Below are 17,375 nucleotides of genomic sequence, written 5' to 3'. Positions count from 1 at the left end.
GTCACTCCTTTTTTAAATATCTTCCGGTACATGGGCATTGATCTTGCCTGTTAGATAGATATTATACTTTATAAAGGCATCTGGTTCTAATTTCATTTCCCGCTCTTTATCGCTCTCATTAGGAATTTTTAAATCAACAGTTAAATAGAATCCATTTTCATTTTTAATGATGTCAATTAATTCTTTGTTTATACCAAAGATTAATTCACCTTCATAAAATTCTTGATTATCCTCCTTAGGATAAAGGACGGTATTTTTTTCATTCAGTGTAACTTTGTTGACACCATCAGAGAAGGTAAAGATTGGGCCAAAACCAAGAGTACTTCCATTTTGGTAAGGAATATGAATATAAGCTTCTTCAATGAATTCGGCTATTTGTTCTATAGTATTAATATCATCAGCTGATAGGGTGATCTTTTCATTATTTAAAATATTAAAGATTGAACCACCTGCAGGTATTTTTAAGAGTATCGGTACAGATACTTTCATGGATACTGCTATAGAATCGTCAGTGGAAATAGTTACTTTTTCTCCTGCGATATAAAGATTACCGGAAATAGAGAAGGACATATAGGGCACTCTATTATTAAACATATCAAGAATGGGTTCGGTATTAATTTTTTCTATATAACCCTCATTACCTGTTCTTGCTGGTATCTGAATATTTATGACAGCTTCTGGAAGCACGTTTCCATCTTTGTCTGTAGCAGGAGTTCCTGTTGCATCAGCATAAGGTGTAACTGTCAAAGTTAGATCACCTGCAAAGTCTGTATTATTATTAATAGTCAATTCAATGTATATACCTGGGAGTCCAAATTCAAATTCTTTTAACTCTTCAGGATAAGGAATTTCTTCTTTACCTGGACTGCTTTCTTCAATTAAAAAGTCCCATTCAGGAGTGGCTGGATTAGGGTCATATATAAGTTCAGTTAATTTTGCAACATTCCCTGTGATTGATTTTACTTTAACATTAGCCATGGAGAATTTAATGGTATATTTATAAGGAATTAATTGGTTAGTGTTTTCATCCCATACATCATAGGTATTGATAGATGTAGGGTTTATTGTAATAGTTCCTGAAAAATCAGCATTTAAATCCAGGGTCATATTAGTTAGGTCGATATATAGATTGTTATTGATATCGTTCTGAAAGAGATTATTACCTAGTTTAATTTCTTGAATAGTAACCTGGAATGGAAAATTATTGTCTGGACCACTATAGGTTGTAGTGATCTCTATTTTTCCAGATTCAAATGTGATACTGTCAATTCCCAGGTTATTGTCCCTTAAAGGATTAAGTCCAGAAATTTGAAATGTAGATTCATCAAGGGAAACGTCCCCAAGAAAACCTTCAAGTTCAACAATTTCAATTTCCTGTAATTCGATGTCTAAACTGATGGAACCTTTTGAACTATGAACTCCTAATGTAATGTCTAAATCAATATTTTCTGTTATCACAGATCCGGCCAGAGAAATTGTTTTTGTTAATGTTACCTCGGGTACTACTGTATCGTTATCCCCTCCAATTTTTCCAAATTGACATGTAAGGGGATTACCGTTAGCATCTACTATTCCCAAAATTTTGATATTTAAATAATCAATGGGTTCTGTAGTTTTCAAAGTAAATATAAGTTTATTTGTTTTATCATTTTCATCTAACTCATTAAAATAGTTAGATATTCTAGCTCTGGTAAAAGGAAGGGGTATATATCCAGTATTGGTTGTCCAGTTTTTTTCAAATGATGGAATAACCAGGGTATCTTGGGTTAACGTATCTCCATAACTATTAAAGTAGTTTGCTAAAATATTAGTAGTGACTTTAAGTGCTCCCAATTCTTTTGTATATTCAAAATTGAAGGAAGCAGTATCTATCTCACCTAAAGCTCCTTCAAGGCTGTAAGGATTAATATTATTTTCATAAGTATATACGTATGTATCACCTTCAACTCCAAAAGTGATACCCTTTTCTGGGTTTGACAACTTACTTTCATCAATTGCTTTTTTTAAAAGTGATTCTCCTTTATATACAGGTACTGCTACATTTACTTTCCAGGATGGAGGTTTAATTTCTGAAAAATCTTTAAAAGCTGGCATCGAACAACCTGATAAAAATAAAGTGACTACCACAACAGCAAGGATTAACCTGCTAAATTTCATAAATTTCACTCCTTTAATAAAATTTTAAAATAAATAATTACAACCAACAATCTATAAATGATTTTGCTGCAAAAAGCTAATTTTTCACTTTAAAAGAAATTTTTCGAACCATTTAAAGTTCGACTGAAATCTCACCAAGATGGTTAAACGAAAAATTTCTATGGCGCTCAAAATTAGCTTTTTGCAGTTTAACCATGAATGCTTACTTAAATTATATCCTGTTGTACACAATCAGTCAATTAGAATAAGTAAAATATTCCTGTATAGGTAAAGACGTATAAAAATTAAAATTTTACAAAGATAGATATTAGAGGAAATCAAATTATTATGTTTTTAAAAAAGCCTTTTTGAAGGTCAAATATTACATAATAATTATAAAAAGTGAGTAAAATAGGGGTAAGGAGGCGATAATATGAAAGCAACTGGAATCGTTAGAAAGATAGACAATTTAGGGCGGGTAGTTATTCCCAAAGAACTTAGAAGGAATTTGAATATTGATGAAGGCACTAATTTAGAGATTTTTGTTGATCGAAAAGGTAAGGTTATTTTAAAAAAATATTCACCACTAGCTGAAATTGAGCTGCTTGATGATTATGTAGAAACTTTGGCAAAAACTACTGAATGTGATGCAATGGTTGTTGATACAGAAAAAGTTATTGCTTCATCTATTAATAATCTTAATCATAAGTTGGGTAAAGGAACATTAGAGGCTTTAGAGCAGCGGAAAACAATTCTTATTGAAAAGGCTGGGGCTGAAGAAATTTGTAAAGATTGCGGTCATGATGATTGTCCAATCCAATCTGCTGTAATTAGTCCTATTATACGGCATGGCGATATTTTTGGTGCAGTAATATTATCTTCTGCTGATAAAACCCTTGGTGAGTATGAAATGACTATAGCAAGGGCAGCTGCGAACATCCTCGCTAAGCAGGCTCGTGTATAAAAGGATATAATTCATATTTTTTTACAAATTAAGGATAACCCTTTTTTAGAGGGTTATCTTTTTTCTTGCATTAAAAGTGGTTGGATGTTACAATATAATATAATAGTTAAACTGCAAAAAGCTAAAACCATTTTAAATGAGACAGAAGGAGAAATTGGGAGATAATGAGCTAATCAAGGGAAAAATTTGCTCTTTGTAGTAAAATCATATAATCTGTTTTAAGGAATTCTGCTAATAGAAAGGAGGTTTTTAAGTGGCAAATTACGAGAAATTAACAGAAAAATTAGTTGATTGGATTCGAAATAAGGTACGGGATGCTCATGCCAAAGGGGCAGTGGTAGGTTTAAGTGGAGGAATTGATTCTTCAGTAACGGCTGTCCTTTGTAAAAAAGCTTTCCCCGATAGTACTTTGGGAATTATTATGCCATGTTATAGTAATCCACAGGATGAGGAAGATGCCCGGCTTGTGGCCGAGACCTTTGATATACCATATAAAGTGGTTCATCTGGAAAAAACCTTTGATGCATTAAGAGATGCTATCGGTGGAACGGAAAAACTTTCTCAAGATAACCTGGCTCTGGCTAATATTAAACCGCGTTTACGGATGACAACTTTATATTACTTTGCCAGTCTTTATAATGCTCTGGTGGTCGGCACAGATAATCGTAGTGAGCTGACAGTGGGGTATTTTACTAAATATGGAGATGGTGGAATAGATCTTGCGCCTTTAGGTAATTTGGTTAAGACACAGGTTAGAGAGTTGGCGCGTCATCTGGGAATTCCTGAAAGAATTATTACCAAAGCTCCTTCTGCTGGACTTTGGGAAAATCAAACTGATGAAGCTGAGATGGGTATTACCTATGAAGAGCTAGACCATTATATTCTCACAGGAGAGGCAGAACCAAGAGTAAAAGAGGTTGTGGATCGTTTACATGCCCGCAGTTTACATAAACTACAACCTCCTCCAATACCGAATTTTGGTGTTGAATAAAAAGTAAGAAAGCGCCCTTTTTAAATCGAGGGCGCTTTTTCTTTGTCCAGGAATTATGTTTTTTGCATGCTGTGGACTATAAGTCAAGGCTAAAGCCAGGGGTGCGGAAGCCTTGACTTTTAAGGACGCGCAGCCAGAATGGTGGAGTGTTCGGTTGCGGAAGAAATTATATTTAGTTTTTTCTGTTTCCCTGTAGGAACAAGTTATGCGTGCTTCCCCTTTTTCAATAGCCTGTATTTGATCTTATTTAAATACCTGGACGGCAAAATCAGGTGTCAATTTTCTGCCTGTAGCTTTTTCTAATAATGTATTCCAGTGATATCTAGCTCCCGGTTTAAAGATTTTTTCAATCAAAAAGGAACCAATTTTTGGTTCATTGATCAAATGTGGAATTTGCAGTGATTCTTTAATGGTAGCTTCTATCTGGTAGGCAGCTAGATATCCCAGAATATAATTGTGATAGTATACAGGTGCTGTACCCAGATGGATCTTAGCGGCCCAGTCAGGATGGTTTTCACGATTTGCAGGACATTTTAATAGCTGTAACTCTTTGACTAAATCCCACCAGAGTCTGTTTAAGTTTTGTTCAGGATTTTTATATAATTCCCGTTCAAAATAGACCATTACAAGTCCCCAACGGATAAAGATAAGTAAAGCTAATTGTTCCTGCCAGCGGAGTTGATCCTGTAAACAGTCAACCAGTTTTGGACTAGCGCCGGCAATTTCTTTTAACCACTGGGGATCACGGGAGAGACGGCCAAACATCATTGCTATTGCTTCTGTAAGAAATGTATGGGCCGGTTGTCGTAGAATAAAGGGTAAATTAAAATCCAGATATTTATCATATACACCGTGTCCCAGTTCATGTAGTAAAGTGTTCATCCAATATTCAGTATTTCTAAGATTGCATAGAATCCTTATATCTCCTTCACCATCGATATGGATACAGTAGGCATGCTGATCTTTACCTTCCCTTTCATAGAGATCACTCCGGGCCAGGATGTCTTCAACGTTAAGACCGATTCCAGCATAATATTTCTTACTCAATTCTACTATATCCTGATCTTTAAAAAATTTATTTAAATCGATATCATCACTGTTTGGTATCTCCTGAAAGAATGGGTCACTATAATGCCAGGGCATTAGTTTTTCGGTTGAGATACCGAACTTTTGGGCTAAATTATAATCAATTTTTTCTTTGACTTTACGGAATGGTTCATCCGTTAGCTCTTTTAACCGATCCAGGATTTCAAAAAGTTCTTTTTCGTTAATTTCATCAGTTTGTAAAGCCAGAGAGTAATAATTAGCGTATCCTAACTTATTAGCAACCTGATTTCTCAATTTGACCAATTTTAATAAAAGTGGTGCTACCCTCTGGCCGATTTGTTTACTGGAAAGCCATACAGATTTTCTTTCAATTTCATCTGTTGAAGTTTGTAATATATCAAGAATTTGATTATTAGTAATGCGTTTGCCATTATAATTTGCACGGAAGTTAGTAAATTCACTTTCTATTTCAGCTTCCAATTTTACAATCTGCTGGATAAGTTCGGAATCTATCTGGTGCTTAAGATAGGCGTTATAGAGGACAGTTAACTGGCGGACTATCAAATCATTGTCAATTTTGGAATTAAGGAAATCTTTAATTTTTTGAAAATCTTCTTCATTAGAGAGAAAATGGGCCAGTTTTTCTTTTAAACTTATCAATTGTTTTTGTAGTTCTTCAGTTCCTGTTGTGGAGAACTCCCAATGGGCTTTAAACAAGGCACTGGTCATCTCTTGCAACTTGTTAATACGGTTCTGTAAAAAATCCAAAACTATTTTTTCCATGTTACCACTCCTTTATAAAATTTTTGGCATTAATTTATTTCGTTTTTTGAAATAAAAATCCTTTTAATAATATTCTTTTATTGTAGATTACCACAGTTTTTTTAGAATTAGTTCTGTTATCTTTAAAGGAAAATTATTTTGTATCGCGAATTATTTTAACAGAAATAAAAAAATGAAAGTCGGTAGTAATTGAAGGGAGGATGTTTTGTATGCAATACCGGAAATTTGGTAACACAGGAATTGAGGTTTCATTATTGGGATTTGGTGCAATGCGACTCCCTAAAACTCCAGATGGTAAAAATTATGACCATGAAGAAGGAGTTAGAGTTATTCGTCGGGCGCTGGAACTGGGTGTAAATTATGTAGATACTGCACCTTATTATTGTAATAAAGAAAGTGAAGTTATTGTTGGTAAAGCTATCAAAGGTTGGCGTGATAAAATATATCTTTCAACTAAAAATCCTATTGAGGATGATTCTGGAGCTAACTGGCGAAAACGTCTGGAAAATTCTTTAAAAAAATTGGATGTAGATTATATTGATTTTTATCACATGTGGGCTATCAATTGGGAGAAGTACACTGAAAAAATTGATGTAGCTGATGGGCCTCTTCAAGCAGCCCTGAAAGCGAAGGATGAAGGGTTAATTCGCCATCTTTCCTTCTCATTTCATGGTGATCCAAAAGATCTTTTCAAGCTTATTGATACAGGTTATTTTGCATCAATGACAGTTCAGTATAATCTATTAGATCGGAGTAATGAAGAAGCTATTGCCTATGCTCGCAAAAAAGGTATGGGAGTTGTGATTATGGGACCTGTCGGTGGCGGACGACTAGGTTATCCTTCTAAAGAGATCAGTAGCCTGGTTTCTAATGCTGTCAGTACACCTGAGTTAGCTCTTCGCTTTGTTTTTTCTAATCCAAATGTCTCTACTGCCATTTCTGGAATGAGTACGATTGAGATGGTAGAGGAGAATGTAAAGACTGCATGTAGGGATGTTCAGTTAACTCCAGAAGAAAAAGAGAAGTTATTACAGGTGATGGAAGAGAAGAAGAAACTAGCTGATCTATACTGTACTGGATGCAATTACTGTATGCCATGTCCACAGAAGGTTGATATTTCACGTATCTTTACTTTGATGAACTATTATCGTATATATGATCTAAAGGATTATGCTAAAAAAGCCTATAATGATTTTGGACAGGGCCATTTGAAAGATAAATATGATGCATCTTATTGTGTTGAATGTGGAGCCTGTGAGAAAAAATGTCCCCAGAATCTTCCGATTATCAGACAGTTAAAAGAGGCCCATGCAACATTGGCTGAATAAATAGGTATAAAAATCTGCAAATTATTAACAAATATTTATTTTTTTAGAGATTTGCCCGTACACAGGTATTCAGCTTTAGAAACCAGAAAAACTAAATATAATTCCTGAAGCGTATAAGTCAAGGCTAAAGCCAGGGGAGCGGAAGCTTTGACTTTTAAGGACGCGCAGCCAGGATGGTGGAGTGTTCGGTTGCGGTTTCTGTTTCCCTGTAGGAGCAAGTTATGTGTATAACAGCCTGCAGACATGAAAAAGGCCTGTTTATTTAGAACCAGGCCTTTTTTTATTAACCAACACTATCCACTGTAATATATTTTTGATTTTTGGTAGCCATTAACTGTTGATAGGTATTTTTTAGATAAGTGGTAATCTCATCTATATCTTCAATGGTAGTATAAGGAGAAATGATAAATGCTTTAGTTCCGTTAATAGGAATCTGTTCTTTTGTATCGTGAGCAGTTAACAAAGCGCATTTTTTGGTATCTCCAAACATCATTCTTCTTCTGTTTTCCCTTAGCAATGAATAGAATTCTTCATTAAGTTTATTAATTTTAATAATTTCTTCCTTTTTAGCGCGGTTTTTAAGTTCATTAACAGCCTCAACTTCATTGTTATAAATTCTAAGCAGAGAAATTGGACCATAATTTTTGTGGTTAACAATTTTGATTAGAGGGCATTTGGTTTTGAGTTGTTCTCTTAGTTTAACGGTTAGATTTACATAATTCCCCAAAATTTTTTGAAAACCTTCTATGCCAAAAGTAATCAGATTGGCAAAAGCTGCAATCGCAGATGCCATTCGGGAACATTCAAAGGTATAGCCAGTGAAGTAATCCCCATATCCTTTTTCTCCAATATATGGGCAGAGATCTAATTTTAAATTAACCAGATTTAAATCCCTGGAATCTTTGACCATAAAGAGAGAATTATTGTATGGTGTCTGCCCTAGTTTATGGAAATCTATAGAAATACTATCGGCTTCCTTTATACCACTGATTCTTTCTGTAATTTTACGGAGAGCTTGAAGAGTTCTGAAATTAAACTGTAATGGATTTTTATCAAAATCGTATTTGGTAAAGAAAATATAGAGACCTCCCATTGCACCATCTGCATGTAAGTGTGGAACGTAATCTAATTTATAAGTTTGCACAAGGTCATCAATAATTTTTTTTATGCCGCGAACATCATCAATACCAAAAGCGTCAGTAGTACCGGCGGTGGCAAGTACCAATGCAATTTTACCACCATTTTCTATAACTTCACACATTCGCTCCTTTAACTCATTTAGATTCATAGAGTTATCTTTGTTTGTACTTATAGAGATAACTTTTTCTGTGCCTATTCCTGTTTCTACTGCTTTATACAATGAAAAATGAGCAAGTTTGGAGGTGAAACAATAAAGGTTATTTGGAATTCCATTTACTCGTGAACCGGGAGCGGCTTTTTCAATTCCGATCCTTAATCCACTAAAAATTCCACCTTGTCCTCCATAAGTAAAATAACCACTTGCAAGACGGGGGTTATATCCGATTATATCTGCCATCATGGCAATGGTTCTAACTTCTGCTTCAGCTGCTGCAGGGGAACTTATGTCCCAGATTGCATTACTGTTCAATAGAGCAGCGGTTAACATTCCAAGAAGGGAGGGAATACTTGGAAGACAATCGGCGTTAAACATCAGATATTTAGTGGAATAGGGATTACCAGCAGCAAATTGATCTAGATATTGATGTAGTGTCTCTAAATCTTGACCTTTTTCTGGTACTTTTGATTCATCGATTAACTTAGAATAATTACGCTCTATAGGGCCATCCAATATGGCTAATTCGGGGTCCTTACGAGCATCAATATTACAGAGAAGTTTTTCGATTTGTTCTAGAAAAAATTTACGTTTTTCAGCTTCTCCTCCTGCGCTGGGAAATAAAGAATAAACGTCCATTTTAATCAACTCCTTTCTTTATTTTAAAGAATTAGCTCACCCCAAAAAACATCTGGAAACTAGGGTTTTTATAGGAATAAAATTCTACAAAAGACATTAAATTCCTTCTTAGGTACAGAAGAATTTATAATCAAAGTATTAACCAATTATGGATATAAAATAAAATAAAACCTACTTAACACTCATCTGTTATATTCTATAAAGTAAGCTAAAGTCCTGCATAATTATGTAGTTTATGTATCAAAGAAAATCAGGGTTTTATATCATTAAGAAAATTTTAACCTAAAAGTGCATTAAATTATTTAATTTTAAAAAAACTTGACATTGTCTTGACATTGTAAGTGGTGTGTATTATCATAAAAATGAAAAATAAAATAAAAAATTTTTTCGTCTTTTAATGTGAATGTTTTCACAGTAGTAAAGATGGATTTGTGGTCTGGCTTCAATCTCTTTATCAATGTATCATTGAAAGGTAAAGAAGGTCAATATAAGTGAAATTAATCACAAAAATTGGGTTTTTATTTTTATGGGAGGGAGTTTATTGTTGGTTATTACAGTTTGCGTGGGTAGCTCGTGCCATTTAAGAGGGTCATATCAGGTAATTGAAAGACTTGAAGAGCTAATTAAATTATATCAATTGGAGAATAAAGTTGAGTTAAAGGCAAGTTTTTGTATGGAAAATTGTAGTTCTGGTATAACCATCCGGATTGGTGAAGGAGGACCAATTACGGTTTTTGATTTGACTGAGCTGAAAAAGTTGTTTGTTGATCAGGTTCTTCCACAGATTGGAGGAAGATAAAATGAGTGTAATTTCAACTATAAAAACCGATTGTAAAGACTGTTATAAGTGTGTACGCTCTTGTCCAATGAAAGCTATTCAGATTAATGAGGGGCGGGCCAGGATTGTAGAAGAACGTTGTATTAATGATGGAAAGTGTATTCACGTGTGTCCTCAGGGAGCCAAACAGGTACGAAAGACTGATTTAGAACAGGTTCGTCAATGGCTTGCAAGTGGTGAAAGGATTGCAGTAAGTCTAGCACCCTCCTATCCTGTTGGTATAAAGTTTGATACTACTTGTGAAATAGTTCTCATATTACGAAAATTAGGATTTTCTTATATTCAGGAAACAGCCTGGGCAGCGGAGTATGTGGCTAAACAATATCTGGATTTGTTAAAAGATGATCGACCTTTGCCGCTTTTAACCAGCTGTTGTCCAGTAATAGTTGATCTGGTGGAAAAACACTATCCACATTTGATTGATCATCTGGCACCTGTACTTTCACCGATGGCCCTGCATGGCAGAATGTTAAAAGAAAAATTTGAACGGGTAGTCTTTATTGGCCCGTGTATTGCCAAAAAAGAAGAGATGGAACAGCCTGGAGTTAAGGGCCAGATAGATGCGGTTCTTACCTTTAAAGAATTACAGGAATTGATTGAAGAAGCTGGAGTTTTATCTAAAGAGGTCGGTGCTGTAGAATTCGATGGTGAAAAACCTAATGTTGCCAGATTATTTCCTGTAGGTGGCGGCTTATTAAAGACAGCTGGCTTTTCTACAGATCTACTTGCAGATAAATTTTTGTCTGTAACCGGTTTAGAAGAGGTTATTGAAGTGCTTAAAGATTTTTCACGATGGGATTATTTACAGTTGATTGAAATGATGGCCTGTAAAGGTGGCTGTATTGGTGGTGTAGGTATTGCCACATCCATTACCCTGCTTGAACGACGTCAGAAGTTATTAAAGTTACAGCAGGTAAGGAAAGAAAATAAGAAAAAACTTTCTTCATTAAACTTTTCAGTAAAGCGAAATTTTTATCCTCGAATGGGAACTTATAAAATACCATCAGAGGAAGAGATTCGTACAATTCTTTCAAAAATTGGTAAAACATCATCTGAGGATGAACTCAATTGTGGCTCGTGTGGTTATGATTCCTGCCGTGAGAAAGCTATAGCTGTTTATAATGGTCTGGCAGAATTGGAAATGTGCCTTCCCTATATGCGTTCAAGAGCTGAATCCATGTCTAATCTTATTATACGTTCAACTCCTAGTGGGATTATTGTTACCGATAACCAACTTAAAATTGTCGAGATAAACCCAGCAGCTGAGAAAATGTTTAAGGTTAGTTGTCAGCAGGTAAAAGGCAGAGAGCTATCGACAATTATAGATGACACTCTTTTTAAAGAGGTGGCATTAAAAAAGGAACTTATAACCAGGCTGATAAAATATTCTGATTCTCTTATTGTTCGACAATATATTTTTTATGTTGATAAACATGATTTAATCATTGGAATTTTTTATGATGTGACGAGGGAAGAAAAACAAAAAGATGAGTTTGATAAGATGCGGGAAGAGACTTTTAAGAAAGCCCAGGAGGTTATAGATAAACAGATGAGGGTGGCTCAGGAAATTGCTGGTCTTTTAGGTGAAACTACCGCAGAAACCAAAGTTACTTTAACTAAATTAATGGATTTAATGAAAAAGAAATAAGGAGAGATAGCGGTGGGTTTGATTTTTGAAACAGGAGTTTCCAGTTTAAATAAGGCTGGAGAGGAACTCTGTGGAGACAAAGTTGAAATTGTAAGGACCGATAAAAGTTTAATCGCTGTTCTTTCCGATGGTTTAGGAAGTGGAGTTAAGGCCAATATTCTTGCTACTTTAACTACTAAAATTATTGTTACCATGTTAAAAAATGGTGCAAAATTAGAAGATGTGCTGGATACTATTGGTAGAACATTACCCATCTGTAAAGTGCGTAATCTTGCTTACTCCACTTTCACCATCGTTCAGATAGATTATGAGAAGGAAGAAGCCTATGTAGTAGAGTTTGATAATCCTGGAATCATTTTTCTTCGTGGGAATAAAGCTGTTCCACTTAAGATGAAAACCCGTAAAATTGTTGAAAAAGAAATTAAAGAATGCCATTTTAAGTTAAAAGAAGGAGATATTCTTGTGGCAGTAAGTGATGGGGTAATCCATGCAGGTGTGGGCGGGGTTCTTAATCTCGGTTGGCAGAGAAAAAATGTGGTTAAATATCTGGAAAAAATAGTTGATGATTATCCAGATGCTTCATCCATTGCCTTTTGGCTGACAAATGTATGTCAAAGATTATATGCTGATCAACCAGGAGATGATACAACAGTGTTAGCAGTAAAAGCTCGTTATCCAAAAAAAGCAACTATTGTTGTTGGACCACCTGAAGATCCCTCAAAGGATCGATATGTCTCTCAGGAGTTGTTTGCTTCAGAAGGTAAAAAAGTCATCTGTGGCGGAACTACAAGTAAAATCATTGCCCGTGAAATGAATCGGGAGTTGAAGGTTAAATTGTCCAGTCTGGATTCTAAGGTTCCGCCCTGTGGTGAGATTGATGGGGTGGATCTGGTAACAGAAGGAGTTTTAACTTTATCTCGTACACTGGAACTCTTAAAGCAGAGTAGTTTAATAGAAGAGATTCAGGGTAAAGATGGTGCGTCTGAGTTGGCCAGAATTCTGTTGGAATCTGATCAAATTCGTTTCCTTGTGGGTAAGGCCATTAATCCGGTCTATCAGAATCCTGATCTTCCCATTGATTTTGGATTTAAGATGCGGCTTGTTGAGTCGCTGAAAGATATTTTGTTGGATCAGGGGAAAACTGTCGAGATTGAATATTATTAGGAGGGATAGATTATGGCATTGACAATGTCTGCTTTACAACGGAAATTTGAAAAAGTAAATGAAATTATCGAGAAGTATGGGAAAAAGAAATCTTCTTTAATTGCTATTCTGCAGGAAATTCAGGAAGAATATCGTTATCTTCCAGAAGAAATTTTAACTTATGTTGCTACAGCAATGGATCTTTCTCCTGCGACGGTTTTTGGAGTAGCTACTTTCTATGCTCAGTTTTCTTTAGAGCCTAAAGGAAAATATATTATCAGAGTTTGTGATGGAACTGCATGTCACGTACGGGGCTCAATGCCGGTATATAATGCTATCCGTAAAAAAGTTGGTCTTAAGGGAGATCGCAAAACCACTGATGATTTGAATTTTACTGTTGAAACTGTTTCCTGTTTGGGTGCATGCGGTCTTGCTCCTGTTGTTACCATTAATGACAAGGTTTATGGTCAGATGACTCCAGAAGCTATTGAACTGATTCTTGATCAACTTATGAAAGAGGAGGATGGTCAATAATGGGACTGAAAATCGATAGTAAGAAAGCCCTGGATGCTGCTAAAGAAAAAGCACGGCAAAGGATGGAAAATGAGACCATCCGGATTTTAATCTGTGCCGGTACAGGTTGTGTAGCCAGCGGTTCACTGGATATTGCTGCTGCTTTAAAGGAAGCAACTAAAGATATAAAGGCTGAAGTTACCTTTATCGAAGATGGTTGTAAGAGTATTGCTGTAAAGACCAGCGGCTGTCACGGTTTTTGTGCTATGGGTCCATTAGTACGAATTGAACCTTTAGGAGTTTTGTATACAAAGGTAACTGTTGATGATGTGGAAGAAATTGTTGAGACTACTATTAAAAAAGGTGAGATCATTGAGCGTTTAGCTTATAAACATCCGGTTAGTGGAGAAATTTATCCAATTGAAAAGGAAATTCCTTTCTATAAAAATCAAACCCGAATTGGTTTGATGAACTGTGGTGTGATTGATCCTGAGGATTTAGAGGAATATCTGGCTCGTGATGGTTATCAAGCTATTGCTAAAGCTTTGACCATGAGTCAACAGGAAGTTGTGGATATTATCAAAGCTTCTGGTCTGCGTGGCCGCGGTGGTGGCGGTTTCCCAACTGGCCTTAAGTGGCAGTTTGCTTTAGATGAAGAGAGAGAGCAGAAGTATGTTATCTGTAATGGAGATGAGGGAGACCCAGGTGCATTTATGGACCGCAGTATTATGGAAGGGGATCCACACAAAGTTATTGAAGGTCTTATGATTGCCGGTTATGCTACTGGTGCTGATACCGGTTATATCTATGTACGTGCTGAATATCCATTGGCAGTGAAACGTCTTAAGAAAGCTATTTCTGATGCTCAAGCTTATGGTCTTTTGGGAGAGAATATTTTAGGTACTGATTTCAGTTTTAAAGTAATTATTAAAGAAGGTGCAGGTGCCTTTGTCTGTGGTGAAGAGACAGCACTAATGGCTTCCATTGAAGGTGAACGGGGTATGCCAAGACCTAAGCCACCATTCCCTGCTCAAAGAGGTCTCTGGGGTTGCCCAACTACCATTAACAATGTGGAAACACTGGCTAATGTACCTAACATTATCTTAAAAGGTGCAGACTGGTTTAGAAAACTTGGAACTGAAAATAGTCCAGGAACCAAAACCTTTGCTATCACGGGTGATGTTGCTAATACTGGTCTGATTGAGGTTCCAATGGGTCTTACTTTAAGAGAAGTTATCTATGATGTTGGTGGTGGAATTAAAGATAATAAAAAATTTAAAGCTGTACAGATTGGCGGTCCGTCTGGTGGTTGTTTGACAGAAGAACATCTGGATCTCACCCTTGATTTTGACTCTTTGAGTCAAGTTGGTGCTATGATCGGTTCAGGTGGTCTAGTAGTTATGGATGAAGACACCTGTATTGTTGAGGTGGCACGTTTCTTCATGGAGTTTACCCAAAATGAGTCTTGCGGTAAATGTGTTCTTTGCCGTGAAGGAACCAAGCGGATGTTAGAAATCTTACAGCGGATTGTAGATGGTAAGGGAGAACTTAAGGATATCGAAAAATTGGAGGATATCGCTTCTGCAGTAAAAGATGGTTCTCTCTGTGGTTTAGGTAAAACTGCTCCTAATCCAGTTTTGACTACACTTAAATACTTCAGAGACGAATATATTGCGCATGTTGTTGATAAGAAATGTCCTGCTGGTATTTGTGAGGCTCTTAAAGTTTATGGTATTAATGCCGATAAATGTAAAGGTTGCAGCAAATGTTCACGAGTTTGTCCTGTTGGTGCTATTTCCGGTGAGATTAAAAAGCCTTTTATTTTGGATACTGAGAAATGTATCAAGTGCGGTGCCTGTGTAGAGGCCTGCCCATTTGATGCAGTGGAGGTGGTATAAAATGAATCAAATTATTATTAATAATCATAGTTATGAATTAAACGGTGAAGAGAATCTGTTGAAGGTGATTCGTAAGGCTGGTATTGAGTTACCCACATTCTGTTATCATTCTGAACTGAGTGTTTACGGTGCATGTCGGATGTGTCTTGTAGAAGTAGAGGGGCAGGGAATTGTTGCTGCCTGTTCCACCGCTCCACGTCCGGGAATGAAAATTAAAACTCACACAAAACGTTTACAGCATATTCGTAAAATGGCTTTAGAATTATTACTGGCTAATCACGATCGGGAATGTACTACCTGTGAACGGAGTGGTAGCTGTAAACTACAGGATCTGGCAGAACGGTTTGGAATTAAAGAAATTCGTTTCGGTCAGAGGGATCAGAAGCTACCTATTGATGATAGCAGTCCTTCTTTAGTACGTGATCCTAACAAATGTATTCTTTGTGGTGACTGTGTGCGGATGTGCCAGGAAGTACAGGGAATTGGTGTATTGGATTTTGCTAATCGAGGTTCAAAAGTAATGGTAACCCCGGCATTCAATAAACAACTGGCTGAAGTAGATTGTGTTAACTGCGGTCAATGTGCTTCTGTCTGCCCGACTGGTGCTCTGGTTGTTAAGTCAGAACGCGAAGAGGTTTGGGAAGCTCTTCAGGATGAGAGCAAGACTGTTATTGTGCAGATAGCTCCAGCTGTCAGGGTGGCTATTGGTGAAGAGTTCGGTGGTAAACCTGGTGATATTGAATTAGGAAAATTAGCTGCAGCTTTACGCCGTTTAGGTTTTGACAAAGTATTTGATACCAGTTTTGCAGCTGATTTAACAGTAATGGAAGAGACCAGGGAATTTATCGCTCGTTTTAAAAATAATGAACGGCTGCCTATTTTTACTTCCTGTTGTCCGGCCTGGGTTAAGTATGCTGAACAATATCATTCTGATCTTTTGGATAACCTATCTAGCTGTAAATCTCCACAGCAGATGTTTGGAGCAGTGGTAAAAAGGTTCTATGCTAAAGAACTGGGCATTGAACCTAAAGATTTAATTGTGGTCTCCTTAATGCCATGCTCTGCTAAGAAGTTTGAAGCAAGACGTAAAGAATTTAGCCATAATGGTGTAAGAGATGTAGATTATGTATTAACTACCCAGGAGATCGCCCGAATGATCAAAGAAGCAGGTATTATTTTTGATGAACTGGAAATTGAATCACTGGATCTGCCCTTCGGTTTTGCTACCGGTGCTGGTGTAATCTTTGGTGCTACTGGTGGGGTTGCTGAGGCTGCATTAAGGGCGGCTTATGAAATGCTTACCGATAAAACTCTGGAAGATGTAAACTTTAAAGCTGTCCGGGGCATGGAAGGAATTAAAGAAGCTACTGTTAACCTGAACGGTACCGATGTAAAGATTGCTGTTGTTCATGGTCTGGGTAATGTTAAAAAACTTCTTAAAAAGATTAAGTCCGGTGAAGTTGAGTATCATCTGGTGGAAGTAATGGCCTGTCCGGGTGGATGTGTTGGAGGTGCTGGTCAACCATTCCCCAATGATACCGAAGCTCGTAAGGAAAGGGCAGCTGGAATTTATCGAGCTGATAGGATGCTTCAGATTCACAAATCCCAGGATAGCCCTGTAATTAATGAATTTTATCAAAAGCATTTAGCGAAACTTTCGCATGATGAAATTCACCATCTACTCCACACCAACTATGGCAATCGGCGCCGGATCCGGGGTGAAGAAATTCACTTAACTGGCAGCGGTTTAGAAGAAATTTCTGTTGCTGTCTGTGTAGGTACCTGCTGTTATCTTGGAGGTTCCTATGATCTTTTGCAAAGTCTAATGAAAGCAGTTGAAAAAGATCCTGTTCTTAAAGAACGGGTGAAGATTGAGGCTACTTTCTGCTTTGAAAATTGTAAGAACGGTCCAACAGTTAAAGTGGATGATGAGCTTTTAAATAATATGACTGCTGAAGATACTGAGGAGATTCTTGAAAAGATTAAAGCAAAGTTGAGAGTTTAAAGAGTTTTAAACTGGAACTACCTACTCTTTTGATATAGTAGAATGGTTAGGCTGTTGACAAAGTTAGAATGTCAACAGCCTTAAGTTTTTTTGATCAAGAAAATTATACTTTTTGTAGTACTCAAAGGGCATTTTGCTCCTGAGAAAA

Annotated in this window: 12 protein-coding genes; 9 read left to right on the top strand and 3 right to left on the bottom strand. The window is 36.5% G+C overall.

What is annotated here, in order from left to right; all coding sequences use genetic code 11:
* Positions 1-12 precede the first annotated feature (12 nt).
* Complete coding sequence (locus tag BBF96_RS12535; protein WP_127017481.1) at positions 13-2,094, bottom strand: hypothetical protein; 2,082 nt, start codon at positions 2,092-2,094, stop codon at positions 13-15.
* Between the two features lie 475 nt (positions 2,095-2,569).
* On the opposite strand from BBF96_RS12535, the gene BBF96_RS16945 reads away from it, so the two are divergent.
* Positions 2,570-3,100: a stage V sporulation T C-terminal domain-containing protein gene (locus BBF96_RS16945; RefSeq protein WP_127017480.1), complete on the top strand. Its 531-nt coding sequence runs from the start codon at positions 2,570-2,572 to the stop codon at positions 3,098-3,100.
* A gap of 253 nt (positions 3,101-3,353) precedes the next feature.
* Entirely contained in the window at positions 3,354-4,091 is a 738-nt protein-coding gene (locus BBF96_RS12525) for an NAD+ synthase (RefSeq protein WP_127017479.1), read from the top strand.
* Positions 4,092-4,334: 243 nt separating this feature from the next.
* Here BBF96_RS12525 and BBF96_RS12520 read toward each other — a convergent pair whose 3' ends face one another.
* Complete coding sequence (locus BBF96_RS12520) at positions 4,335-5,921, bottom strand: M2 family metallopeptidase (RefSeq protein ID WP_127017478.1); 1,587 nt, start codon at positions 5,919-5,921, stop codon at positions 4,335-4,337.
* A 209-nt stretch (positions 5,922-6,130) separates the two neighbouring features.
* Here BBF96_RS12520 and BBF96_RS12515 point away from each other — a divergent pair, with 209 nt between their 5' ends.
* On the top strand, positions 6,131-7,249 hold the full coding sequence (locus BBF96_RS12515; RefSeq protein WP_127017477.1) for an aldo/keto reductase: 1,119 nt from the start codon (positions 6,131-6,133) through the stop codon (positions 7,247-7,249).
* A gap of 283 nt (positions 7,250-7,532) precedes the next feature.
* Here BBF96_RS12515 and BBF96_RS12510 read toward each other — a convergent pair whose 3' ends face one another.
* On the bottom strand, positions 7,533-9,182 hold the full coding sequence (locus tag BBF96_RS12510; RefSeq protein ID WP_127017476.1) for a pyridoxal phosphate-dependent decarboxylase family protein: 1,650 nt from the start codon (positions 9,180-9,182) through the stop codon (positions 7,533-7,535).
* A gap of 541 nt (positions 9,183-9,723) precedes the next feature.
* Here BBF96_RS12510 and BBF96_RS12505 point away from each other — a divergent pair.
* Genes BBF96_RS12505 through BBF96_RS12480 form a run of 6 tightly spaced genes read left to right on the top strand, consistent with a single transcriptional unit; the run spans position 9,724 to position 17,227 of the window.
* Positions 9,724-9,981: a (2Fe-2S) ferredoxin domain-containing protein gene (locus tag BBF96_RS12505; protein ID WP_205665633.1), complete on the top strand. Its 258-nt coding sequence runs from the start codon at positions 9,724-9,726 to the stop codon at positions 9,979-9,981.
* Position 9,982: 1 nt separating this feature from the next.
* Positions 9,983-11,668, top strand: coding sequence for a [Fe-Fe] hydrogenase large subunit C-terminal domain-containing protein (locus BBF96_RS12500; RefSeq protein ID WP_127017475.1), 1,686 nt, complete (start codon positions 9,983-9,985; stop codon positions 11,666-11,668).
* A gap of 12 nt (positions 11,669-11,680) precedes the next feature.
* Positions 11,681-12,832 carry a SpoIIE family protein phosphatase gene (locus BBF96_RS12495; RefSeq protein ID WP_127017474.1) on the top strand — a complete coding sequence of 384 codons (1,152 nt, stop codon included), beginning with the start codon at positions 11,681-11,683 and terminating at the stop codon, positions 12,830-12,832.
* Between the two features lie 12 nt (positions 12,833-12,844).
* A complete protein-coding gene (locus BBF96_RS12490) occupies positions 12,845-13,345 on the top strand; it encodes an NADH-quinone oxidoreductase subunit NuoE family protein (RefSeq protein ID WP_236777822.1) in 501 nt (166 codons plus the stop codon).
* Positions 13,345-15,222 (top strand): NADH-quinone oxidoreductase subunit NuoF, encoded by a 1,878-nt coding sequence (nuoF, locus tag BBF96_RS12485; protein WP_127017473.1) that lies wholly within the window; start codon positions 13,345-13,347, stop codon positions 15,220-15,222. The genes BBF96_RS12490 and nuoF overlap by 1 nt, the downstream gene beginning before the upstream one ends.
* 1 nt (position 15,223) lies before the next feature.
* Positions 15,224-17,227, top strand: coding sequence for an NADH-dependent [FeFe] hydrogenase, group A6 (locus BBF96_RS12480; RefSeq protein WP_127017472.1), 2,004 nt, complete (start codon positions 15,224-15,226; stop codon positions 17,225-17,227).
* Positions 17,228-17,375 lie beyond the last annotated feature (148 nt).

The sequence above is a fragment of the Anoxybacter fermentans genome (genome assembly GCF_003991135.1).
Taxonomy (GTDB): Bacteria; Bacillota; Halanaerobiia; order DY22613; family DY22613; genus Anoxybacter; species Anoxybacter fermentans.
Note: the sequence above shows the minus strand (reverse complement) of the source record. Positions and strands in the feature narration are given on the sequence as shown.